Here is a 24,153-nt window from a genome sequence, read left to right on the forward strand (position 1 = left end):
AGTGCCATGAACGGAAAACTCTTGCTCGCCGGGCTGATGACCGCAGGGATCGCCGCGTGGATGGCGAGCGGCCACCTCATCATCGCCGGCACCGCCCAGGAGGCGACGCCCCGACCGCCGGCCGAGCGCGCCGAGGCCAACGAGGAGGCCTTCCGCGTGCGCACCCGCACCGTCCAGGCCGAGGAACGCGGCCGGCTGCTGACGATGCGCGGACGCACCCGTGCCGACGCCCTCGTCGACGTCGCTGCCGAGACCACCGCGCGCATCGCCGAGCGGCCGGTCGACCGCGGCTCGCACGTGAAGGCCGGTGACGTGCTGTGCGAGCTGGACAAGGGCGTGCGCGCCGCCCAGCTCGCCCGCGCCAGGGCCGAGGAGGAGAAGGCGCAGCTCGACTACGATGCCGCCAGCAAGCTGAGCGGGCGCGGCTTCGAGTCCCAGACGCGCGTCGCCGCCACCAAGGCCGCCCTCGACGCGGCCCAGGCCTCCGTCGCCGAGGCGCAGGAGGAGCTGAGCCGCACGACGATCCTCGCCCCGATCTCCGGCACCGTGCAGGAGCCGCTCGGCGAGGTCGGCGCCATGCTGGCGATCGGCGGCGTCTGCGCCACCATCGTCGACGCCGACCCGATCATCGTCACCGGGCAGATCTCCGAGCGGGACATCTCGGCAGTGCACATGGGCTCGGAGGCGAACATCGACCTCGTCACCGGCGAAGCGATCAGCGGCTCCGTCTCCTACATCTCGCGCACCGCCGACGCGGACACACGCACCTTCACGGTGGAGCTCACCGTCCCCAACCCCGACGGCGCGCTGCGCGACGGCGTGACGGCCGAGGCGCACATCCCGCTCACGACGGTGAAGGCGCACCGCCTGTCGCCGGGCGTCCTCACGCTCGCCGATTCCGGGCAGATCGGCGTGCGCACCGTGGACACGGACAACCGGGTCCGGTTCATGCCCGTGAAAATCGCGATGCAGGACTCGGACGGCTTCTGGGTGACCGGCCTGCCCGAAACCGTGACGATCATCACCGTCGGCCAGGAGTATGTGGTCGAGGGCCAGACCGTCGATCCCGTCGCGGAGGCCGACGCCACATGAACAGCATCCTCGACGGCCTCCTCGATCGTCCGCGGACGATCCTGACGCTGCTGGTCTTCCTCCTCGGGGCCGGCGCGTTCATCTATGCGACGATCCCGAAGGAGGCGAATCCGGACATCGACGTTCCGGTCTTCTACGTCTCGATCACCCAGCAGGGCATCTCCCCGGAGGACGCGAACCGCCTCCTGGTCAAGCCCATGGAGACGCAGCTCCGCGGCCTCGACGGGCTGAAGGAGATCAAGGCCACCGCCTCCGAGGGACACGCCGGCATCGTCCTCGAATTCAACGCCGACTTCGACAAGGACGAGGCGCTCGCGGACGTGCGCGACAAGGTGGACCGCGCCCAGGCGGACCTTCCGGCCGACGCCGACGAGCCGACGATCACCGAGACCAACTTCTCCCTCGTGCCGACGATCATCGTGGCGCTGTCGGGCGACGTGCCGGAGCGCACCCTCTACCAGCGCGCGCGGCGGCTGAAGGACGCGGTCGAGGCCGTGCCGTCGGTGCTGTCGGCGGACCTCTCCGGCTCGCGCGAGGAGCAGCTCGAGGTCCTCATCGACCGTACCGCGATGGAGTCCTACCGCGTCCAGCCGCTGGAGCTGCTGCAGGCGCTGCAGAACAACAACGCGCTCGTGCCGGCCGGCTTCCTAGACACCGGCGAGGGCCGGTTCTCGGTCAAGGTCCCCGGACTGATCGAGGACGCCGGCGACGTCTACAACATGGTGATCAAGTCGAACGCCGAAGGCGTCGTGACGGTCGGCGACATCGCCGAGGTGCGCCGCACCTTCAAGGACCCGACGACGTTCACGCGCGTGAACGGCCGGCCGGCGATCACCATCGATGTCGTGAAGCGGATCGGCGAGAACATCATCGAGAACAACCAGGCGGTCCGCGACGTCGTCGAGAACGCGACGGCGGACTGGCCGGACGCGATCAAGGTCGACTACCTGCTCGACCAGTCCTCCTTCATCTACGAGGTGCTGGGCGGGCTCGAGGCGTCGATCTCCACCGCCATCGTGCTGGTGATGATCGTCATCGTGGCCGCGCTCGGCTTCCGTTCGGCCCTCCTCGTCGGCATCGCCATCCCGACGTCGATCCTGTTCGGCTTCGCGGTGCTCTCCGGCCTCGGCATGACCGTCAACATGATGGTGATGTTCGGCCTGGTGCTCTGCGTGGGCCTCCTCGTCGACGGCGCCATCGTCGTCGTGGAGTACGCGGACCGAAGGATCGCCGAGGGCGTCGACCGCCCGCAGGCCTTCCGCGAGGCCGCGCACCTCATGGTCTGGCCGCTGATCTCGTCCACGGCGACGACGCTGATCGCCTTCCTGCCGATGCTCCTGTGGCCGGGCGTCGCGGGCGAATTCATGAGCTACCTGCCGGTGATGGTGATCATCGTCCTCACCGTGGCGCTCGTCACGGCGATGGTGTTCCTGCCGGTGGTTGGCGCCGTGCTTTCCAACGCGCTGATCATCGGCCTTTTCTCCGGGACGGTGGTCGCGGGCGGGGCGATGATCGTCCTCGGCGCCGCGCCGATGCCGCTCCAGATCCTGGCGGCCATCGTCGGGTTCATCGTGGCGACGGTCATCGCGACCTCGCTCGCGAACCGCTGGGGCCGCTCGCGCGCCAAGCCGGTGCTGACGCCGCACGAGGGACCGTTCGACGTCACCAGACTGACCGGTGTGGCGCGGCTCTACGTTGGCGGCCTGCGGCTCCTCGCCGGCAACACGTTCGGCATCATCCTCACCGTCGTGGTGGTCGTGGGCGTGGCCTTCGGGGTGCTCACCGTCTTCCAGCAGAACGCGGCGGGCGTCGAGTTCTTCGTCGACGAGGAGCCGGACGTCGCGGTGGCGATGATCTCGGCGCGCGGCAACATGAGCGCGCGCGAGGCGCTTTCGCTGGTGCGCGAGGTGGAGCGCGAGGTGCTCGCCGTGGACGGCGTCGACAACGTCGTCACCAACGCCTACCCGTCCGGCGGCAGCAGCGGCGGTGGCTCGCAGATCGGCAGCGTGCAGGACAAGCCCGCCGACATCATCGGCCAGCTCCAGATCGAGCTGGTCAAATACTGCTGCCGCCGTCCCGCCGCGGAGATCTTCGAGGACATCCGCAACCGGACCGACTTCGCCGGCATCAAGGTCGAGGTGCGCAAGATCGAGGGCGGCCCGCCGACCGGCAAGGACATCCAGCTCCAGATCACCTCCGAGTCCTATGACCAGGTCGTCGCGGCGACGGCGCGCGTGCGCGACCACGTCGAGACGGTCGAGGGGCTCCGGGACGTGGAGGACGACCGGCCCCTCCCCGGCATCGAGTGGCAGCTCGACGTCGACCGCGAGGAGGCCGGCCGGTTCGGCGCGGACGTGACCACGGTCGGTCAGATCATCCAGCTCGTCACCAACGGCGTCCTCCTCACCGAGTACCAGCCGGACGATTCGGAGGATCAGATCGACATCCGCGTGCGCTACCCCGAGGCGGAGCGCAACCTGCACCAGTTCGCGGACCTCCGGCTTCAGACGAGCCTCGGCCAGGTGCCGATCATCAACTTCATCGACGTGAACCCTCAGCAGCGCGTCTCCTCGATCGCACGCGTCGACGGGCAGTTCGCCATGACGGTGAAGGCCGACGTTCTGGAGGCGGAAGGCTTCGACCAGAACCAGAAGATCGCCGAGATCGACTCCTGGCTGAAGACCCAGGACTGGCCGCAGGGCGTGACCTTCACCTTCCGCGGCGCCAACGAGGACCAGGCCGAGGCATTCGACTTCCTCATGAAGGCGATGGTCGCCTCGCTGGTGATGATGTTCCTGGTGCTGGTGACGCAGTTCAACAGCTTCTACCAGACCGGACTGACGCTCCTGACGATCGTCCTCTCCGCGTTCGGCGTGCTGCTCGGGATGGCGATCACGGGCCAGAAGTTTTCCGTCATCATGACGGGGACGGGGATCATCGCGCTCGCGGGCATCGTCGTGAACAACGCGATCGTGCTGATCGACACGTTCAACCGCGAGCGGCTGGAGCAGCCGGACCTGCTGACGGCGACGCTCGCGACCGCCGCCCAGCGCGTCCGGCCGATCCTGCTGACGACGATCACCACCATCGCCGGCCTCATCCCGATGGCGACGCAGGTGAACCTCGACTTCTTCACCCGGACGATCTCCGTCGGCGGCATCACCTCGATCTGGTGGGTGCAGCTCTCGACCGCGATCATCGCCGGCCTCGCCTTCTCGACGATCCTCACGCTGGTGGTGATCCCGGTGATGCTGGCGATGCCGGAGACGGTGTCCCGCTCCGTCCGCCGCCTGCGCGGCCGCGAGCTGGAACCGGCGCTCGCCGGCGCACCCGGGATGATCCTGCCGGCGGCGGCGGAGACGCACGAACCGGCGGTCTACCGCCTCCCCGGCCGCACCGCCGCGACGGCGACCGGGCGGACGGACGCCGCCGAAGGCACCGCGTCGGCGCCCGTCGAGACGGCGCCCCAAGCGGCGGCGGCCGAGGACGGGCAGGAGGCACCGGACGTCTGGGCCCCGGTGATCGCCCGCCCGCGCCGGGGAACGACCGAGGACGGCGCGCGCGAGGCCGATGCCGCCCGCCCGCCGGCGATCCCGCCGATCGTGCCGGCAGAGACCCCCAAGAGCCCGGAACCGGACGGCGGACCGCCGGACGTCTACGCGCCGGTGCTGACCCGCCATCCACGGCCTTCCAAGGAGACGGCGGACCAGAAGCCGTCCTCCTCGAGCGAGGCGGCCGAGTAGCCCGCGGGCGTCCCTCGCCGGGGGCGCCCGCCCGGCCCTATTCGAAGTGGACGGTCACCGCGGGGTCGCCGGGAAGGCCCTTGTAGGTGACGGTCGCGGTGCCCTTGGCCTTGGCGGGCGGCAGCAGCGGGCCGATGGACCCGACGCTGATCACCTGCCCGGGCTCGAAGGTCAGGCCCTTCTCCATCAGCCAGAGCGCGCTGTTCAGCGGGTTGCCGAGCACCGACTCGCCCTTGGCCTCGGCGAGCACAGTTCCGTCCGCGTCGGTCACTGTGACGGTCATCGTCTTCAGCGTGTCCAGCATCGCGTCGTCGACCGGGATGTCGTCGCCGACGACGCCCATCCGCGCACCGACGTTCATCGCGGTGATGGTAGCGCCGTCGAGCGGCTCGCCCTCGGCCAGCATGAGATCCGGAAGCTCGATGAACGGCCGCACGGAGGAGAGGTGCGCGAGGACCTCCTCAGGTGTCTTCGCCTCGTTGATCCCCGCGTCGCCGACGACCAGCAGGAGGTCCGCCTCGAACAGCGGGCGGGCGCCGAAGCTTGCAGGAACGGTGGCCCCGGAGGGCAGCATCATCTTTTCGAGGAGCGTGCCGAGGACCGGCTCGTCGACGCCGAAGCGCTCCTGCGCGGCCGCGCTCGTCAGGCCGGCCTTGTAGCCGATCACCGGGCCCAGCTCGCCCGTCAGCTCGCCGACCAGAAGGTCCTGGATGCAGCGCGCGTCCTCCACGCTGCCGCCGGCGCCCATGGCCCTCGTCGGCGTCCCGGAATCGAAGTCCTTCAGATAGGCCGCGAGCGTGGCGTCATCCACGCAGGCGGCGTTCGCCCCGCCGATCCCGCAACCCAGGAGCAGTGCGCCGCCGATCACCCATCGCCGCATGGTCCGTCCCCTCCCTGACATCCGCCGCCTCTGCGTGCGGCGCCGGGGACAGTCTAGCGCTCTTCGCGCACGGGCGCATGGCTCCGTTTCCGGGGCCGGCGTGCGCCCACGGGGAAGGCGCCGGGCGGTCCCGGCGCCTTCGGCCTACTTGAAGCTCTCCTCGCGTTCGCGAACGGAGAGCTCGCGCGGCTGGGCGAGCGATTCGGGCGGCGGGACCTCGGCCTGCTGGCTCTGGCGCGCCCACATCTCGGCGTAGAGGCCGTTCATCGCCATCAGCGAGCCGTGCGTCCCCCGCTCGACGATGCGGCCGGCCTCCAGCACGATGATCTGGTCCGCCTTCACCACGGTCGACAGGCGGTGCGCGATCATCAGCGTGGTCCGTCCGGTCGAGACCTCGTCGAGCGCGGACTGGATGTCCTCCTCGGTCCGGGTGTCGAGTGCGGACGTCGCCTCGTCGAGGATGAGGACCGGCGGGGCCTTCAGGATGGTGCGGGCGATGGCGACGCGCTGCTTCTCGCCGCCCGACAGCTTCAGCCCGCGCTCGCCGACCTCGGTGTCGAACCCCTGCGGCAGGGCGCGGATGAAGTCGCCGATCTGCGCCATCTCCGCCGCGCGCTCCACCTCCTCCCGGCTCGCCGACGGGCGGCCGTAGGCGATGTTGTAGGCGATGGTGTCGTTGAAGAGCACGGTGTCCTGCGGGACGATGCCGATCTCGCGGCGCAGCGAGACCTGCGTGACGTCGCGGATGTCCTGCCCGTCGATGGTGATGGCCCCGCCGGCGACGTCGTAGAAGCGGTAGAGAAGACGCGAGATCGTCGACTTCCCGGCTCCGGAGGGGCCGACGATCGCCAGCGTGTGCCCCGCGGGCACATCGAACGAGATCCCGTGCAGGATGGGCCGCTCGGGATCGTAGTGGAAGCGGACGTCCTCGAAGCGGACGGTGCCGCCGGCGACCGCGATGGGGCTCGCGTCCGGCCGGTCGACCACTTCCTGCGGAATGTTGAGGACGGCGAACATGTCCTCGACGTCCGCCAGCGCCAGCTTGATCTCGCGGTAGACGAAGCCGATGAAGTTCAGCGGGATGGAGAGCTGCATGAGCAGCGCGTTCACCATCACGAAATCACCGATGGTCTGCTCGCCTGCCATGACCGCGCGGGCGGACATGATCATCAGTACCATCATGCCGATCGTGAAGATCACCGTCTGGCCCATGTTGAGCCAGGCGAGCGAGGTCCAGGTGCGGACCGCCGCGTCCTCGTAGCTCGCCATCGAGCGGTCGAAGCGGTCGGTCTCCATCGTCTCGTTGTTGAAGTACTTGACCGTCTCGTAGTTGATCAGACTGTCGATCGCCTTGGAGTTGGCGTCGGTGTCCGAGTCGTTCATGTCGCGGCGGATGGAGATGCGCCACTGCGAGGCGATGACGGTGAACCAGACGTAGAGGATCACCATCACGACGATCACGCCGAGGTAGGACAGCGAGAACTGGTAGGCGATGACGGCCGCCATCAGCGCGAACTCGAGGATGGTCGGGATCGCGTTGAGGATGGTGAAGCGCACCAGCGTCTCGATGCCCTTGACGCCGCGCTCGATGACGCGCGAGAGGCCGCCGGTGCGCCGCTGCAGGTGGTAGCGCAGCGACAGGGCGTGCAGGTGCATGAACGTCTGCCGGGCGAGCTGGCGCACCGCGTGCTGGCCGACCCGCGCGAACAGCGCGTCGCGGAGCTGGTTGAAGCCCATGCTGAGGATGCGCCCCACGCCGTAGGCGATCACCAGCATGATCGGCCCGACCACGAACGCGGGCAGGTTCCAGCCCGGCGTGTCCGCGATGCGCTCGCTGGCGGCGACGCCGAACTCGTTGGCGGTGAGCGCGTCCGTCGCCCACTTGTAGGTGTAGGGGATGAGGACGGTGACGATCTTGGCGACGACGAGCGCCAGGATGGCGATGCCGACGCGAAACTTCAGGTCGGGGCGGTCGCTGGGCCACATGTAGGGCCAAAGGCCCCTCAAGGCGCCCAGCATCTCGCCGCGATCGGCCGAAACGGGGTTCACAGGCTGTCTCGCTTAGCGGGAGTTGGTGGGCAGAACTTAGAATGCATCTCAATCCAGATAGGGCATTTCGACCCGATCCGTGAGCGTTCATCCGCGGCCGGCAGCCTTGCCGGCGCCGCCGGGCGGCGGTTGTCGCCTCTGGATCACTGATCCTGCGGCGATGGGGCGTGGCGGGCCGCGCGGGGCTTCGGTGCGGCGGGCACGGGCCAGCGGGCGTCCGGGCCTCCGGCAGGCATCATGGCGGCGAAGGGCGGCCCGGTCCGGCACACCGGGAGGCCGGTGCCGGCGGTGCTATGGGGGCGCCGCGACGGGCGCCCCCGGCGATCAGTGCATTTCCTTGATTTCGACGAAGCGAATGTCCGGGTTCTTCTCGCGCGTGTAGTTCAGCTCCCAGGCGTTGCGGGCGAGGTAGACGGGATCGCCGTCCACGTCGTCGGCCACCACGGACTTGTTGACGTCCACGAACGCCTTGACGAGCTTGGGGTCACCGGCGAGCCAGCGGGCGGTCGCGAACGGCGCCGGCTCGAACTCGATCTTGACCTTGTACTCGGCCTCCACGCGCGAGGCCATGACGTCGAGCTGCAGGGCGCCGACGACGCCGACGATGTGGTCGCCGCCGAGGTGCGTGCGGAACACCTGGGCGAGCCCCTCCTCCGAGAGGTCCTGCAATGCGCGGCGCATCTGCTTGGTCTTCATCGGGTCGCCGAGGCGCACGCGGCGCAGGATTTCCGGGGCGAAGCGCGGCAGGCCGGTGAAGCGCAGATCGCCCTTCTCGGCCAGCGTGTCGCCCACCCGCAGCGCGCCGTGGTTCGGGATGCCGATGATGTCGCCGGCCCACGCCTCCTCGGCGAGCTCGCGCTCCTCGGCGAGGAAGAAGATCGGCGCGGTCACGGCGAGCGACTTGCCGGTCCCGACCTGGTTGAGCTTCATCCCGCGCGAGAACCGGCCGGAGCAGATGCGCGCGAAGGCGATGCGGTCGCGGTGGTTCGGGTCCATGTTCGCCTGGACCTTGAAGATCAGCGCCGAGACCTCGTCGCGGTTGGGATCGACCGCGACGTCGCCGGCCGGCTGCGGCCGGGGCGGCGGCGCCCAGGCGCTGAGGCCGTCGAGCAGGTCGGCGACGCAGAAGTCACGCAGCGCCGAGCCGAAGAAGACCGGCGAGAGGTGGCCCTCCCGGTAGGCCTCCATGTCGACCTTCGGCATCGCCTCGGCGACGAGTTCGGCCTGGCCGCGGAACTCCGCCAGGACGTCCGGCTTCACCGCGGCGTCGAGCTTCGGGTCGTCGAGGCCGGTGAGCCGCTCGGTCGTGCCGAACTTGGTCGACCCGTCGCCGGCGAGCTTGTGCCAGTCGTGGGTGTTGAGGTTGTAGACGCCGTGGAACTGGCCGCCCATGCCGATCGGCCACGTGACCGGCGACAGCTCGAGCGCGAGCTTGTCGGCGATCTGGTCCATCAGCTCGAACGGGTCCATGCCCTCCCGGTCCACCTTGTTGATGAAGGTGATGATCGGGATGTCGCGCAGCCGGCACACCTCGAAGAGCTTGAGGGTCTGCGCCTCGATGCCCTTCGCGGCGTCGACGACCATGACGGCGGAGTCGACGGCGGTCAGCGTACGGTAGGTGTCTTCGGAGAAATCCTCGTGGCCGGGCGTGTCGAGGAGGTTGAAGACGATGCCGTTGCGCTCGAACATCATGACCGAGGACGACACCGAGATGCCGCGCTTCTTCTCGATCTCCATCCAGTCCGAGCGGGTACGGCGGCGCTCGCCGCGGGCGGCGACTTCGCCGGCGAGGTGGATCGCGCCGCCGAACAGCAGGAGCTTTTCGGTGAGCGTCGTCTTGCCGGCGTCCGGGTGCGAGATGATCGCAAACGTACGCCGGCGCGCGATCTGCGGCTTCAGCTGAGCTTCTGCGGGAAAGTCGGCGAGCGTGTTCATGGCCGGGATGTAGAGGTTTCCCCGACCGCCGGCAACGTCTCCGCGCGGGGTTCAGCGACGCGCGCGGCAGGGATATTGCGTTTTACTCGGCAGACCCCAGTCCCGGCCGGATCGGTGCCGGCGGGGGTGTGCCCCGCCTCGCGTCATGCGTGTCCCGGCCCGGACACGCCGCCCGCTCACGCATGGCGCGTGGCGTTGGCGCCGTAATAGTTGATGTAGCGGTGAGAGATGCCGGAGACCGGGAGGACGATCATCACGTCCGTGGTGCCGAACTGGTGGTCGACGACGGCGCCGTCCGCCACGTAGGCGCCGAGGCGAAGATAGCCCTTGATGAGCGGCGGCAGCGCCCGCAGCGCCGTCTTCATGTCGATCTCTTCCACCGGCAGGCGGTTCATGTCGACATGGCGCGCCTCGAGGGCGCGGACCCGCCACTCCTCCGGCGCGAGATGGTGGTGGTAGAGGTAGGAGAGCGCCACCTTCAGCTCGTCCGGGTTGGTGCCGGAGAGCGAGGCGCAGCCGAACAGGACGTCGACGTTGTGGCGCAGGGTGTAGGACCAGGCGCCGTGCCACAGGAGCTCGACGGTGCGCTTGTCCCGGTAGGGCTTCAGCACGCAGGAGCGGCCGAGCTCCAGGAAGTTGAGCCCCGGGTGACGCTCCAGCATCGGCGCGAGGTTGAACTCGGACTTGGAGTAGAAGCCGCCGTTGTGCTCGGCGATCTCCTGCCGCAGCAGGCGGTAGGTGCCGACGATGCGGGGCTTGGCCTTGCGGAAGCGTCGCGTGGCGACGTTGTGGTCGAGCACCAGAAGGTGATCGCACAGGGAGTCGAACTGGTCCCGGTCCCGCCGGGTGGCCATGGTGAAGGGATCGGCCTGCGCGGCCATCTCCTCGTAGAAGACTTCGTAGCGCACCTGCTGGGCGCGGCGGACCTCGCCCATCGTCCGCGCGAGGCGCACTTCGAGGGTGCCGAGCTGCCCGAAGGTCGGTGTCGAGCGGTCGAGGGGAGCGATGCGCATTCCGGGAAGTCGTGGTTTTCCACCCGTCGTTGCCGGATAGACGATGCGGCCCTGAGGGACGAAGCGACGGACCACGGGCGGCAGGGATTTCAGCCTGGCAACCCTGCGGCGGCGACGGTCTTGGTAAGGTTCGAGTGTCACGTCACCCGTTCCTCAGCGGACGCTGAGCGTCATTCATCGACTTAGGTTCCCTCCCCGTTCGCCGCGGTCATGACCGGCGGCGGACTGAGATGACGTTATTGGTAGCCATCAGCCGACGCAACGGCACCGGGCCGTGTGGCGGTCGCCTTGTGACAAACGTGTTGTCGCATTCACGCAGATTCAACGCGCAAATGAAATGGCACGACCGCACACGCGGCGAAAATCACCCCTGGATTGCAGAATGCCCTTGGATCATGCTATCTGAGATTGATATTTCGGATTGTCCGCAATCGTGCAGAGCCGTGTCACAACCATCGCCTTCCGCGGGATCGACGCCGTGCCGGTGGACGTGGAGGTGCAGGTCGTCTCCGGCTCCGTCGGCTTCATGATCGTCGGGCTGGGGGACAAGGCCGTGGCCGAGAGCCGGGAGCGCGTGCGGGCGGCGCTCGCCTCGTCCGGCCTGTCGCTGCCGCCCCGGCGGATCACGGTCAACCTCGCCCCGGCGGACCTGCCGAAGGCCGGCAGCCACTACGACCTGCCGATCGCCCTGGCGCTGATGGTCGCACTCGGCGTGTTGCCGCAGGAGGCGGTGGACGACTGCGTCATCCTCGGCGAACTGGGTCTCGACGGGCGGATCGTCGGCGTCGCGGGCGTCCTTCCCGCCGCCGTCAGCGCCAACGGGCTGGGAAAGAGCCTCATCTGCCCCGCCGCCGACGGGTGCGAGGCGGCTTGGGCGTCGGCCGACATGCCGATCACCGCGCCCGCCAGCCTCGCCGCCTTCCTCAACCACGTCGCGGGCCGGCAGGCCCTCTCCCGCCCCGCCCCGGAGATGCGACGCACCGACCCGTTCGTCGCCGACCTCGCCGAGGTGAAGGGCCAGGAGAGCGCAAAGCGCGCGCTGGAGATCGCCGCAGCCGGCGGGCACAACCTCCTCATGGTCGGCCCCCCCGGCTCCGGAAAGTCGATGCTGGCGGAGCGGATGCCCTCGATCCTGCCGCCCATGGCGCCGGAAACCCTCCTCGAGAGCGCGATGATCCGCTCCGTCGCGGGCGATCTCGCCGGCGGGCGGCTCGAGCTCGCCCCGCCCTATCGCGCGCCGCACCACTCGGCGTCGATGGCCGCGCTCATCGGCGGCGGCCCCAAGGGGCGGCCGGGCGAGATCTCGCTGTGCCACGGCGGCGTCCTCTTCCTGGACGAGCTGCCGGAGTTCGCGCCCAACGTCCTCGACGCCCTGCGCGAGCCGCTGGAGACGCGGCGTGCCAACATCGCCCGGGCCAACGCCCGCGTCAGCTACCCGGCACGTTTCCAGCTCCTCGCCGCGATGAACCCCTGCCGCTGCGGCCACGCGTCAGAGCCGGGGCACACCTGCAAGCGCGGTAAGGCCTGCGCGGACGACTACCAGGGGCGCATCTCCGGCCCGCTCCTCGACCGGTTCGACCTCACCATCCGCCTCTCCTCGGTGTCGCTGACGGACCTTCGCGCCCCGCCCGGCGAGCGGTCGCAGGCGGTGGCGGACCGTGTCCTCGCCGCGCGGGCCCGCCAGGCGCACCGCTTCCGGGACGAGCCGGTCGAGATCAACGCCGAGTGCAGCGGTCCGGGCATAGAGGCCGCCGCCGAGGTCGACGGCGACGCGCAGGAGCTGATCGACCGGGCGCTGTCCGAGCGCCGCCTCACCGCGCGGGCCTACCACCGCACGCTGAAGGTCGCGCGCACCATCGCCGACCTCGCCGCGAGCCCCAACGTGCGGCGCGTCCACGCCGCCGAAGCCCTCGCCTACCGTCATGCGCTGTCCTGATCCGTCTGGCCGGTTGCAGGCTCGCAACCTCCGGCGCAACCTCCGGCGCCTGGCACATGCGCGTCATGCGTGTCATGTCCCTTGTCATCCCCCCGCGCGCGGAGGCACGTTCGCCTCATGGTCCATGCGATTTTCGATCGCGCTGAAAAAGCGCAACACGCTCTGGAAGAGGCGTTCGCCGAGTCCAGCCGCGCCGTCGTCTTCACCGGTGCCGGGATCTCGACCGAGTCCGGCATTCCCGACTTCCGCTCCGCCGGCGGGATCTGGTCGCGGATGGAGCCGATCCTCTTCGACGACTTCCTCGCCTCGGAGGAGGCGCGGCTCGAGGACTGGCGGCGCCGGTTCGACATGGCCGAGCGCTTCGCCGCCGCCCGCCCCAACGGCGCGCACGAGGCGGTGGCCCACCTCGCCCGGAACGGACCCGTCTCCCTCGTCGTCACCCAGAACATCGACGGGCTGCACACCCGCTCGGGCGTTCCGCCGGAGAAGCTGGTCGAGCTCCACGGCGCCGGCGACCATGCAACATGTCTGGAATGTGGCACGCGCCACGAAATCAGCTTTGCGCAAGATCAGATTGCGAAAACGGGCATGTCGCCACGCTGCACCGCCTGCGGTGGGCTTCTCAAGGCGGCGATCATCTCGTTCGGGCAGCCGATGCCCGAGGACGAGCTTGAACGCGCGATGAAGGAGTCGGTGATGGCGGATCTGTTCGTGGCGACCGGAACGTCGCTGGTGGTCTACCCCGCGGCGGCGCTTCCGATGATGGCGAAAGAGGCCGGAGCGCGGCTGATTATCTGCTCACGCGAGCCGACGGATCAGGACGATATCGCCGATCTCGTCGTGCGAACGCCGCTGGCGGAAACGTTCGGACCACTGAAACAGATGAAATTTGCTTAAAATCGTGTGTCTTAGGCGCAACAGGAATTCATAACAATGCGAAAACCTGTCGCCTAATCGGTGAATGAATGGTAACGTCGGATTCACGGATGCGCAGAGTGCTGACGGCAGTAGGTAAGCGACGGGTATAGTGGTGAGCGACAACAAGCTGGTGCGATTTATCGATCAATACTCTGTCGAGGACCGCGGTGAGCAGCCGTTCGATGGTCTCAATGACCTGACCGAAGTCTCCGGCAGTATCAAGTGGTTCGACGTTGGCAAGGGTTACGGCTTCATCGTCCCGGATGACGGTGGGGCGGACATCCTCCTCCATGTGACCTGCTTACGCCGAGATGGTTACCAGAGTGCTTACGAAGGCGCTCGTGTTGTGTGCGAAGTGGTCTCCGGGTCCAAAGGTCTCCAGGCCTTCCGGATTCTCTCGATGGACGAGTCGCAGGCGGCTCATCCGTCACAGCTTCCGCCCTCCCGCACGAACATTCAGGTCTCCCCTGAAGGTCCGGCGGAGCTGGCGCGGGTGAAGTGGTTCAACCGCTCCAAGGGCTACGGCTTCCTGACTCGCGGCGACGGAACGCCCGACATCTTCGTCCATATGGAGACGCTGCGTCGTTTCGGCGTGACAGAGCTCCGGCCGAACCAGGTCGTCAAGGTCCGCTTCGGCAACGGGCCGAAGGGTCTGATGGCGGCGGAGATCCTGCCGGAAAGCGGTCACAACGTTCCGCAGTCGCACTAAGGTGCGCACGCCCATGCGGGCCGCGCTCCTGCTGGCCCTCGCGCTCGGCGCCGTCTCGGCGGCGCCGGTCGTGGCCGAGACGGTCACCGCGTCGCCCTCCGTCGCGGCCGATACGCTGCCGGCCAACGTGCTCGTCGCCGAAACCGCGTCGGGCCCCCACCGCTTCACCATCGAAATCGCCGACGACCCGGTCGAGCGCTCCCGCGGGCTCATGTACCGCGAGGCGATGGACCAGGACGCGGGGATGCTCTTCATCTTCGCGGACGAGAGCGAACGCGCGTTCTGGATGAAGAACACCATCCTCCCGCTCGACATCATCTACGCCGATGCCAACGGGACCGTGGTCTCCATCGCCAAGGACACGACCCCCTTCTCCACCGCCTCCATTCCCTCCGACGGTCCGACTCAGTACGTGCTGGAGGTCAACGCGGGCGTGGCGGACGAGATCGGCCTCGAGCCCGGCGACAAGCTCATCCACCGCCGCATCGCTCGGTAGAACCTGCCGCGCCGCGTTTCCGTTGCCCAAGGGCGCGATGTTCGGTAGGACGAAACAAGTCGGGGCATAGCTCAGCCTGGTAGAGCACCGGTTTTGGGAACCGGGGGTCGTAAGTTCGAATCTTGCTGCCCCGACCAATCGTTTGAGCCGGCCGTAGGGCCGACCGAGGAGCGTATGCGCGCACGTATCTTCAAACCGGCCCGGAATGCCATGCAGTCCGGCACCCGTGGCACCAAGACGTGGAGAATCGAGCTGGAGGGGCTCGGCGAGCCCGAGATCGAGCCGCTGATGGGCTGGACCTCCGGCACCGACACCCGCCGTCAGGTCCGTCTGGACTTCCCGACCCGCGAGGCCGCCATCGCCTACGCCGAGCGTCACGGTCTCGACTTCTGGGTCGAGGACGAGAAGCAGCACGAGGCCCGGAAGATGGCCTACTCGGACAACTTCCGCACCGACCGGTCCGCACCCTGGACTCACTGACCGTCACGCGCTGACGGTCACGCGCTGCTCCTCGCCGGTCGACCGTCGCGCACTCCCCGGCCCCGTAGCTCAGCTGGATAGAGCAACGGACTTCTAATCCGTAGGTCGTAGGTTCGAATCCTACCGGGGTCGCCAATGTTTTCAATGACTTAGTCGCCGAACCCCGCCGGTTTCATGTTGCATCATGTTGCAACTGAGTTCCGCAGGTTTCCTGGGGTTTCTTGATAGGCCCGGCGGCTCCATGCGACATGGATGCGACATGACAGAAAGCGAAAACCGCCCCTTTGAGGGGCAGGCACTGAAAGACATTTTGCATGAGCTAGCGCGAATCAACGCTACAGCTGGCGGTCTGAGGTACAGCCTCGATCCGATCACTGACGAAGATCGGAAGGCTGGTGCCGAGCCCTTAACACCTGAACAGATCCAGGAAGATCTGACGGACATTATGCGGGTGCTCACCGGAGTTGTGGTCAACCACCTCAGAGCGAAACCAGCTGAGTGGTACGCAGCTAACGACGAGATCCTCTGACGCACTGGCGCTAGTCGTTACCGTGAGTACCGGTCCAGAGTAGGACGGATATTCTGGCGGGTGCGGCCCGCTTCCGTGCCCGCCACTGCCGCAGATGTTCGCGCGCGCGTGCGACATGGAAGTGGGCTAGAACCACCTCCAAATGCACTCGTGGGGCGTATTCCGGCGAGAACGGAATTCCCTCTAGTTCGCCTTGGCCGCCCTGGCGCGCTCCCTTGCCAAGGCGGCGCACCGCTGGGAGCAGTATTTCCGCCTCGCGCTACCCTTGAAGGCCGCCCCGCAGTTCTCGCACCGGTGATCCATTCCGCCCGCGTTCTGACAAGCGTGCGAACAGAACCGAGCGCGTGCATCCATATGTACTGGTACCGGGGCGCCGCACCGCTCGCACGGCGGCCGGTGCGCCTTCGCCTCCAGTCGCGCGTCCTTCTCGATCTGGTGCAGGTACTCGATCTGGCACCGCCGCGAGCAATAGACTCGCTTTATCGAGTGCCGCCGGGTCCGGTCGATCTCACCACCGCACCACGGACAGAAGTCACGGAAGTCGAGCGGCTGTGTCATAGGCGCGTTGGTCGTTGAACTGGTGGAGGCGAGCCAGACGCATGTGATGGGCGTTGGCACACAACGTCCCGCAGAACTTGGTGTGCTCGCCCGGCAGCGGCTTATGGCACCTCACGCACCGGGACCGCTTGATCTGCGCACCGGCCCCTAGCTGTACATAGTCGGGTTGCCCCTCCAGCCACGTTGGACGAACTGCGCCGATCATCGCCAGGGCGCGGCTCACGACGTCCTTGGCAATGGTGTCGGCCACGTCCCAGCTCTTGCCCTGAAGGCACAGCTTGGACCGGATGGCGTAACGGATCGGCGCCTCCAGGGCGAACTTGGACGGGGCGCCCGCCCGCATCGCCTCCTTCATGATGTCGACGACGGCCTCGGCCATGATGCGCCGACCGCGGTCGTTCAAGCGCCGAGACTTCTCCTTCGGCGGTGCGGTCCATCCGGTGCGCGCGAGCATTCGATTACGCGCCAGTCTCGCTGGAGCAGATGCACCGCGCCCTGTTGAGCGGCTTGGCCCGGCTCACGGAAATAATCTCCAACCCGTTAGCCCCTTCTCTGTGGGATCGCCGCACGCGCTAATTGCAACGCCCGCTATTCTAGAGTATTAATATATCAGTTGGAACCCACGAGGTTTGCATTGCCGGCTGCTGGAAGTCTTCGCGAACAGATTCGCTTCGATCGACGCGTCGAATTTGACGACGGCTACGGCAACACCACGGCCGGATGGGGAGCGTTTGCCGAAGGCCTCCCCGCGGCCATCGAACCCGTCCGCGGCTCCGAGGAAGTTTTGGCCGGGAAGCTGACTGGCCTCACCCCTGTGACGATCACGATCCGCTGGCAGCCGGGCCTCGTCGGAGGAGCAGATCGGCTGACCACGGCCGATCGAGCCGTCAACGTCCGTTCCGGCGATACCTTCAACATCAAGTCAATTGAGGCTGATCCGCGCCGCCGCTGGATCACGCTCACCTGTGAGAACGGAGGCGCCGATGGCTGACGACGAGCGCCTCGCCGTCCTCATCGAGGCCCGCGTGGCCGAGTTCGAACGCTCGCTCAAGGGCGTCGAGAGGCGCGTCAACAAGATGGGCGGCAACGTCACTGGCAGCATGAAGGGTGTGGAACGTGCGTCCAAGCGCGCTGCCAACACCATGGAAAAGGAATTCAGCGCCGCCACGGCTGGCGTCTCCAAAAAGATCGCGGCCCTGCGCAATGGCTTCGGCGGTGCGCGGAACCTTCTCGGCTCGATCGCCCCTACGGCGGGCCTCGCAGGCCTTCTGGGCGGGGCGGGCATCGGCGGTGCTGCGGCAGCGATCACTAGCGTGACGAAGTCGATCGCGGACATGGCAGCCGAGGCGAAGCGAGCTGGCCTCTCGTTCGCGGCCTTTCAGGAATTAGACTTCGCCTTCGACCGGGAGCGCGTCAGCATCGATGCGTTGACGGATGGCATCAAGGAGCTTCAGCTTCGCGCGGACGAGTTCGCTGTCACCGGCAAGGGCTCTGCGGCGGAAGCCTTCACCCGCCTCGGGTACGGCGCGGAGGAACTGAAGCGCAAGCTGAAAGACCCGCAAGACCTTCTCCTGGAGATCATCGGGCGCCTTGAGAAGTTCGACAAAGCGGCGCAGATCCGCATCGCGGATGAGGTCTTCGGCGGGACCGGCGGCGAGCAGTTCGTCCAGCTCCTCGATGCCGGCGAGGGGAAGCTTCGGGAGAATATCCAGCGGGCTCGCGACCTTGGCGTGGTGCTCTCGGACGACGTCGCCGCCCGTGCCGCCGAGGTCAACGCGAAGTTCGAGGAACTGGTCCGGATCATCTCCGGCAAGTTGAAATCGGGCATCACCGCCCTCGGTGGGCTGATCGCAGACCTGGGTACGGAGATCGGTCAGGTTGTCGACGCTGCCAACAGGTTCGCCGAGACGGTCGGTCAGACGACCCCCGCCGGACGGCTGCGTGAGATCGAGGGCAATCTCTACCAGCGCGCCGAGGCGGAACGTGAGCTGCAACGCGGTCGGGATGCCGCCGCAGCGGCTCGGTTCGGCCGTGATATCGACCTCGGCATTCCGCAGGAATATCTCGACACGGTCGAGCGGACGACCGACGAGTTCGCCGATCAGAACGACGAGATCGCCAAGGCCGAGCAGCTTCTTGGGCGGGCTCAAGCCCAGGTACAGCACTTCGATAGCCTGGGCGACAAGCTGAAGGCGGATGAGGCGCGCGCGGACGTCGAGGCTCTGCGACAGGAACTTGAAAGGCTAAGGCAGGCGTTGGGGACGATCCGCCTCGATCCCATCGTGGTGGACCAGGGTCCGACGCTGTCAGGCAACCACCCGACCACGGGACTGCCGCAACCGGTCGCGGGGACCATGGGCGCGCATGGTCAGCGCCTCGTGAGGATCAACACGGCGAGCGGTCGATCGGCGATGGTGAACGCCGAGCATGCGACCAACTTTCAGGGCCTGATCGACGACCTTGAGGCGCAGGGTTACGTCATCACCTCGCTCGGCGGGTACAACAACCGCAACATCGCCGGCACGAACACGCTCTCCAACCACGCGTTCGGCAACGCGATCGACATCAATCCGGCTCAGAACCCGATGGGTGACAGGCTCGTCACGGACCTGCCCGTGAACGTTGCGGAGCTGGCGAGGAAGCACGGCCTTTCGTGGGGCGGAAACTGGCAGTCCCGAAAAGACGCCATGCACTTCGAGGCGCCGGGATCTGGGACCGAGCGTGAGCTGCAACGGGCCGCTCAGTCCGCGGAGACCGATCGTGCGAAGGTCGCCGAAGATGCCATGCGCCAAGCCGAAGCGCTCCAGCGGGTCAACGAGGAACTGGCCCGCGAGCTGGAGATTGAGAACCAGCGTGCGGAACTTCAGGCCGCTGGCTTCAGCCAAGAGCAGATCAACAACGCCCTCGACGAAGAGGCGCTGGTCCGAGAGAAGCTGAACCAGCTCAAAGCGGCCGGCATCGAGGTCGACGCTCAGCAGGAAGAGAAGATCCGCGCGCTCGTCTCGCAGCTCTTCGAACTTCGCGACGCGACCGATCAAGCGGCGGCGGCGCAACAGAAGCTGGAGCAGGCGCAGCAGGACGTTGGGGCGGCCGCGCAGGCCATCGGGCAACCGATCCTCGACACGCTCCTGTCGCTCGGTGACGGCGCCGAGGATGCCGGGGAGAAGTTCAAGCAGCTCGCGAAGCAGATCGCCAACATGGTGCTGCAAGGCGCCCTGTTCGGTCAGGGGCCGCTCAGCAACCTGTTCGGCGGTGGCCTTCTTGGTGGGCTGTTGGGCCGCGCGTCTGGTGGCCCCGTGCGCGCTGGTCAGCCGTACATGGTCGGCGAGCAGGGCAAGGAACTGTTCGTCCCCGGCGCCAACGGGACGATCCTCGACGCGAACCGCACCAAGTCGATGATGGACCGAATGATGACGCCGTCGATGGCCGGCGGGTCCGCCGCCTCTGGGACCCGCGAGAGGGTCATCGAAAAGGTGATCATCGCCGGCACCGTCACGAAGGACGGCGGCCTGGAGACCTTCGTGGAGTCGGTGGCGAGCCCCATCGCACGGGCTGAGAGCCGGAAGGCATCGGACCGCGTGGCCCGCAGCGTTCCCAGCATTGCCGATGCGCGCAGCCACGATAAGGAGACGCGCAAGACGCGCACGCTCCGCGGATGGGGAGTGCCCGACTGATGTTCTCCACCCTCCGTCGCCGTCTCGGCCTTGAGGCCCGTAGCCTCGCCTATCCCTCTCCAGAGCTGTTCGCTCTCTTCGGAGCGCGGCCAACGGCCTCTGGTGTCACCGTAACGGCCGAGACGGCCTTGCGCTCACCGACGACGCTCGCCGCGGTCCGTGCCATCTCCGAGACGCTCGGTGCGGTGCCGATCCACCTCTACCGGCGCGGCGCAGACGGTGCCCGCGAACGAGAGACCTCGCATCCGGCGGCGGCCCTTCTCGCTGGTGATTGGGCGCCGTGGGCTGGTGGTGTCGAGACCCGAACGGCGATGATGGTCGACGCCCTGGTACACGGTGTTGCATACGCCGCCGTCGTTCGCATCGGCGGGCGGCCTGTCGAGCTTCACCGTCTCGACCCTCGCAACGTGGTCGTGGACCTCGACGGGACCGAGCCCCGGTTCAAGGTCCGTGAGGATGGCGTCGAGCGCATCGTCGGTTGGCGCGACATCCTGCGCATCGGCACGCCCGGCTCCACGATCGACCGCCCGCTGAACCTGACGAACTTGGCGCGTGAAGCGATCGCCCTCGACATCGTCATGGCCGAGCATCAGTCGCGGCTCTTCTCCAACGGTGCGCGCCCCTCCGGAATTCTCAAGACAGCCAAGAGCCTGTCGCCGGAGACCGTGGCACGGCTCAGAGAGAGCTTCGAATCGTCTCACGCGGGCGGCGAGAACTCCGGCCGGACGATGATTCTGGAGGACGGGTTCGCCTTCGAGGCGCTCCAGTTCTCTTCGACCGACAGCCAGTTCATGGAACTCCGACGCTTCGTCATCCAGGAGATTGCGCGGGCCTTCAAGGTGCCCGGCACCCTCGTCGGCGATCTCGACCGGGCCACTTGGCGCAACGTCGAAGAGCTGATGAGGCAGTTCGTTCAGACCTCGCTGCTGCCCTGGGCCGAGGTGTGGCAGTCCAGTCTGGAGCGCGTTCTCCTCACGCCCGACGAGCGCCGCACCTTCTTCATCGAGGCGATCTTCGACGACCTCCTCCGCGGCGACCTCGCCGGCCGCTTCAACGCCTACCGTCAGGCAACCGGCGGTGCGTGGCTGACCCCGAATGAGATCCGCGCCCTCGACAACCGTCCGCCCATCGAAGGGGGCGACGAGCTGATCCGTCAGGCGGGTCAGGCCGACGCGACTGCGCCGAGGGAGGATGCCGACAATGCAACGTGAGACCCTGACCGTCCGCGCCGACGAGGTGCGATTCGCATCCGACGACGAGGGCGTCTTCACCGGATACGCCTCGATCTTCGGCGAGCCTGACAGCTACGGCGACACGATCCGCCCTGGCGCCTTCCGCAAAGCCTTGTCGACCCGCGCTGCGACCGGCGGTCCTCCTATGTTCTGGAACCATGATCCGTCGCAGCCGATCGGAGTCTGGACCGAGCTAGTCGAGGACAGCCGCGGCCTCAAGGTGACTGGCCGTCTCATCACCGAGACGCGTGCTGGTGCCGAGGCATTGGCTCTGCTCAAGGCCGGCGCGGTCAATGGGCTCTCCATCGGCTTCCGTGCCCGCAAGTCCGAGCGCGGCGCCAAGGGGGGCCGCGTCCTCACCGATATCGACCTCGTTGAGATTTCCCTCGTCAGCCTCCCGGCCGCGTCCAACGCGCGGGTGACGAGTGTCCGACATGACCGGCAGCCGGCCGGCACTGCGGCTTTTGTCCAGGCGGTTCGCCGCGCCGCCGCGTCCCTGAAAGGATAGATCATGGACTACGAGACGCGGTCGGCCGAGCCGATCGAGACCCGCAACGAGGACGACCACGACGACGGTCTGAACACCGCCGTTGCCGCCGTCGACGAACTGCGAACCGCCGTCGAAGAGCACCGCTCTGCCACCGACGAGCGCATCACCACCGAGCTGCGCGGGATCACCGAGCGCCTCGACGCGATCGACCTTCGGACCCAGCGGCCCGGCAACCGCACCGAAGAGCGCCGCGACGACAATGCGATCGAGCGCCGTGCCTTCACCGGCTTCCTCCGCCACGGTCGCGAGGGCCTCCCGGCCGACGAGGTTCGCTCCCTGCGCGTCGCCGACGATACTGCTGGCGGCTACCTCGCTCCGGCCCAGTTCGTCGCTGAGGTGATCAAGGGCATCGTCGAGGTGTCCCCGGTCCGGCAGGCCGCCCGTGTCGGCTCCACCGCCTCCGGCTCGGTGATCCTGCCGAAGCGCACCGGCCGTCCGACCGCCCGCTGGGTGGGCGAGACCGAGACCCGTACCGGCACCGAATCCACCTACGGTCAGGTCGAGATCCCGGTTCACGAGATGGCGGCCTACGTCGACGTGTCGCTTCGTCTCCTCGAGGACGCCGCGGTCAACGTCGAGAGCGAGGTGGCCATGGACCTCGCCGAGGAATTCGGCCGACTGGAAGGCGTCGCGCTGGTCAACGGCGACGGGTTCAAGAAGCCCACCGGGTTCATGACCGACACCAACGTCGAGTTCACCCCGACCGGCAACGCCTCGACGCTCGGCTCGGCTCCCGCCGACACCCTCATCGATCTCATGTACGCGGTGCCGGCCTTCTACCGGAACAGCGGCGTGTGGATGATGAACGGCAACACGCTCGCCGCGATCCGCAAGCTCAAGGACGGCCAGAACAACTTCCTCTGGCAGCCCTCCTACCAGGCGGGACAGCCCGAGACGATCCTCGGCCGCCCGGTGATCGAGGCGCCGGACATGGACGACGTCGGCAGCGCCGCTGAACCCATCGTCTTCGGCGACTTTGCCCGCGCCTATCGCATCTACGACCGCCTCCAGCTGTCGATCATGCGCGACCCCTACTCCCAGGCGACGAGCGGCCTCGTCCGCTTCCATGCGCGGCGCCGTATCGGCGGTGGCGTGGTCCTCGCCGAAGCCCTCCGCAAGCTCAAGTGCGCGACCTCGTAAGGAGCAACGAACATGCGTGACATTGCCAATAACATCGGGGTTGTGCAGGCCGTGGCGCCTGCCGTCCTCTCGGCCACCAACACCTCGGCGGCGATCGACCTTCTCGGCTTCGGCTCGGCGGCGGTCGTCATCAACACCGGCGCGATCGTCTCTGCGGGCGACTTCTCGGCGAAGATCCAGGAGTCGGACACCACCACGTCCGGCGACTTCGCCGACGTGGCTGCCGCCGACCTCGTCGGGACGCTCCCCGTCCTGATGGAGGCGTCGAGCGTCTACAAGCAGAGCTACATCGGCAACAAGCGCTACATCCGCACCGTGCTGACCAAGAATGGCGGTACGTCGATCGCGGCTGGCGCTGTCATCGTGATGGGCAACGCTCACGAGCGACCCGTTACCTAACCGGTTTGCCCCACCACCTCCTTTGAGGCTGCCGCGGTCCGGCCAACAACGAAAGCGCTGATCCCTATTGGTGGGGCAATGGAACAGGGTCAATCGGCGCAAGACCGCACTCATTCACTGGAGGCGCGTATGTCGCTCATGCTGATCACACCGCCGGCCACCCAACCGGTGACGCTCGACGAGGCAAAGGCGCACCTGCGCGTCGCCTACGACGATGACGACATCTACATCACCGACCTGATCACCACGGCCACCGCACGCCTCGATGGTGCCTATGGTCTCCTTGGTCGCTGCCTCATCACTCAGACGTGGCGCACCACGATGCCCGTCCCCTCGACCGCTGCCATCGTGCTGCCCCTCGGCCCACACCAGTCCGTCGACGCGATCACGTACCTCGACGACGCCCGCAACACGGTGACCATCGACCCCGAGAGCTATGTCGTCGACTACCTCGGCAGCACGCACCCCGCCGTCCTGACGCGCGTGGACGGTGCACCTTGGCCGCGTACCGTGAGCATCACCTTCACCGCCGGCTATGGCGACATTCCCGACAACGTCCCGTTCCCGCTCCGCTCGGCGATCCTCCTCCACGTGGCCCACCTCTTCGAGAACCGTGAGAGCACCACGACGCTCGGCTTCCTCAAAGAGTTGCCGCACGGATACGCCGACCTCGTCACCGACTATCGAGCGTGGGCCTTCTGATGCCGTACGCCGCACCGAGACACTGCCCCGCAGGCCATCCGCCCTTCACCGGCCCGTCGTGTCCCCAATGCACCGCCCGGCGCAACGCCAACGCCGAGGCCCGCCGGCCGTCCTCCCG

Annotated in this window: 20 protein-coding genes and 2 tRNA genes; 17 read left to right on the forward strand and 5 right to left on the reverse strand. The window is 67.6% G+C overall.

Annotated features, from left to right (window positions below; all coding sequences use genetic code 11):
* Positions 1-6: 6 nt before the first annotated feature.
* Positions 7-1,092: an efflux RND transporter periplasmic adaptor subunit gene (locus DLJ53_RS19050; RefSeq protein WP_111348163.1), complete on the forward strand. Its 1,086-nt coding sequence runs from the start codon at positions 7-9 to the stop codon at positions 1,090-1,092.
* The gene (locus tag DLJ53_RS19055) at positions 1,089-4,835 is read left to right on the forward strand and encodes an efflux RND transporter permease subunit (RefSeq protein WP_244935108.1); all 3,747 of its coding nucleotides are present in this window, start codon (positions 1,089-1,091) and stop codon (positions 4,833-4,835) included. Before DLJ53_RS19050 ends, DLJ53_RS19055 begins: the two co-directional genes overlap by 4 nt.
* A gap of 37 nt (positions 4,836-4,872) precedes the next feature.
* On the opposite strand, the gene DLJ53_RS19060 is transcribed toward DLJ53_RS19055, so the two are convergent.
* From DLJ53_RS19060 to olsB, 4 genes are all read right to left on the reverse strand, one after another.
* The gene (locus DLJ53_RS19060) at positions 4,873-5,715 is read right to left on the reverse strand and encodes a 2-keto-4-pentenoate hydratase (RefSeq protein ID WP_111348165.1); all 843 of its coding nucleotides are present in this window, start codon (positions 5,713-5,715) and stop codon (positions 4,873-4,875) included.
* Between the two features lie 144 nt (positions 5,716-5,859).
* Positions 5,860-7,734, reverse strand: coding sequence for an ABCB family ABC transporter ATP-binding protein/permease (locus tag DLJ53_RS19065; protein WP_111349061.1), 1,875 nt, complete (start codon positions 7,732-7,734; stop codon positions 5,860-5,862).
* A gap of 354 nt (positions 7,735-8,088) precedes the next feature.
* Entirely contained in the window at positions 8,089-9,699 is a 1,611-nt protein-coding gene (locus tag DLJ53_RS19070) for a peptide chain release factor 3 (RefSeq protein WP_111348167.1), read from the reverse strand.
* Between the two features lie 176 nt (positions 9,700-9,875).
* Complete coding sequence (gene olsB, locus DLJ53_RS19075) at positions 9,876-10,712, reverse strand: l-ornithine N(alpha)-acyltransferase (RefSeq protein WP_111348169.1); 837 nt, start codon at positions 10,710-10,712, stop codon at positions 9,876-9,878.
* Between the two features lie 433 nt (positions 10,713-11,145).
* Here olsB and DLJ53_RS19080 point away from each other — a divergent pair, with 433 nt between their 5' ends.
* The 8 genes from DLJ53_RS19080 to DLJ53_RS34775 all read left to right on the forward strand — a co-directional run bounded on the left by DLJ53_RS19080 (position 11,146) and on the right by DLJ53_RS34775 (position 15,780).
* A complete protein-coding gene (locus DLJ53_RS19080) occupies positions 11,146-12,648 on the forward strand; it encodes a YifB family Mg chelatase-like AAA ATPase (protein ID WP_111349063.1) in 1,503 nt (500 codons plus the stop codon).
* A 117-nt stretch (positions 12,649-12,765) separates the two neighbouring features.
* Entirely contained in the window at positions 12,766-13,545 is a 780-nt protein-coding gene (locus DLJ53_RS19085; protein WP_111348171.1) for an SIR2 family NAD-dependent protein deacylase, read from the forward strand.
* Between the two features lie 160 nt (positions 13,546-13,705).
* Complete coding sequence (locus DLJ53_RS19090) at positions 13,706-14,275, forward strand: cold-shock protein (RefSeq protein ID WP_280525519.1); 570 nt, start codon at positions 13,706-13,708, stop codon at positions 14,273-14,275.
* A gap of 13 nt (positions 14,276-14,288) precedes the next feature.
* Positions 14,289-14,771, forward strand: a complete 483-nt coding sequence (locus tag DLJ53_RS19095) for a DUF192 domain-containing protein (RefSeq protein ID WP_146620030.1) — start codon at positions 14,289-14,291, stop codon at positions 14,769-14,771.
* Between the two features lie 60 nt (positions 14,772-14,831).
* A tRNA-Pro gene (locus DLJ53_RS19100) sits at positions 14,832-14,908 on the forward strand.
* 37 nt (positions 14,909-14,945) lie between these two features.
* The gene (locus tag DLJ53_RS19105) at positions 14,946-15,251 is read left to right on the forward strand and encodes an ETC complex I subunit (protein WP_111348175.1); all 306 of its coding nucleotides are present in this window, start codon (positions 14,946-14,948) and stop codon (positions 15,249-15,251) included.
* A gap of 58 nt (positions 15,252-15,309) precedes the next feature.
* Positions 15,310-15,386, forward strand: a tRNA-Arg gene (locus DLJ53_RS19110).
* 124 nt (positions 15,387-15,510) lie between these two features.
* The gene (locus tag DLJ53_RS34775; RefSeq protein WP_146620031.1) at positions 15,511-15,780 is read left to right on the forward strand and encodes a hypothetical protein; all 270 of its coding nucleotides are present in this window, start codon (positions 15,511-15,513) and stop codon (positions 15,778-15,780) included.
* A gap of 532 nt (positions 15,781-16,312) precedes the next feature.
* Here DLJ53_RS34775 and DLJ53_RS19115 read toward each other — a convergent pair.
* Entirely contained in the window at positions 16,313-16,741 is a 429-nt protein-coding gene (locus DLJ53_RS19115) for a hypothetical protein (RefSeq protein ID WP_111348177.1), read from the reverse strand.
* 231 nt (positions 16,742-16,972) lie between these two features.
* Here DLJ53_RS19115 and DLJ53_RS19120 point away from each other — a divergent pair, with 231 nt between their 5' ends.
* The 7 genes from DLJ53_RS19120 to DLJ53_RS19150 all read left to right on the forward strand — a co-directional run bounded on the left by DLJ53_RS19120 (position 16,973) and on the right by DLJ53_RS19150 (position 24,035).
* On the forward strand, positions 16,973-17,329 hold the full coding sequence (locus DLJ53_RS19120; protein WP_162409383.1) for a head-tail adaptor protein: 357 nt from the start codon (positions 16,973-16,975) through the stop codon (positions 17,327-17,329).
* Complete coding sequence (locus DLJ53_RS36115) at positions 17,322-20,012, forward strand: M15 family metallopeptidase (protein ID WP_202913241.1); 2,691 nt, start codon at positions 17,322-17,324, stop codon at positions 20,010-20,012. The genes DLJ53_RS19120 and DLJ53_RS36115 overlap by 8 nt, the downstream gene beginning before the upstream one ends.
* Positions 20,012-21,223 (forward strand): phage portal protein, encoded by a 1,212-nt coding sequence (locus tag DLJ53_RS19130; protein WP_280525516.1) that lies wholly within the window; start codon positions 20,012-20,014, stop codon positions 21,221-21,223. Before DLJ53_RS36115 ends, DLJ53_RS19130 begins: the two co-directional genes overlap by 1 nt.
* On the forward strand, positions 21,213-21,752 hold the full coding sequence (locus DLJ53_RS19135) for an HK97 family phage prohead protease (protein ID WP_111348183.1): 540 nt from the start codon (positions 21,213-21,215) through the stop codon (positions 21,750-21,752). The genes DLJ53_RS19130 and DLJ53_RS19135 overlap by 11 nt, the downstream gene beginning before the upstream one ends.
* Before the next feature lie 3 nt (positions 21,753-21,755).
* Positions 21,756-22,934, forward strand: coding sequence for a phage major capsid protein (locus tag DLJ53_RS19140; protein ID WP_111348185.1), 1,179 nt, complete (start codon positions 21,756-21,758; stop codon positions 22,932-22,934).
* Positions 22,935-22,946: 12 nt separating this feature from the next.
* Complete coding sequence (locus DLJ53_RS19145) at positions 22,947-23,333, forward strand: hypothetical protein (protein WP_111348187.1); 387 nt, start codon at positions 22,947-22,949, stop codon at positions 23,331-23,333.
* Positions 23,334-23,462: 129 nt separating this feature from the next.
* Entirely contained in the window at positions 23,463-24,035 is a 573-nt protein-coding gene (locus DLJ53_RS19150; protein ID WP_162409387.1) for a head-tail connector protein, read from the forward strand.
* The last annotated feature ends 118 nt before the right edge of the window (positions 24,036-24,153 follow it).

Source organism: Acuticoccus sediminis (genome assembly GCF_003258595.1).
Taxonomy (GTDB): domain Bacteria; phylum Pseudomonadota; class Alphaproteobacteria; order Rhizobiales; family Amorphaceae; genus Acuticoccus; species Acuticoccus sediminis.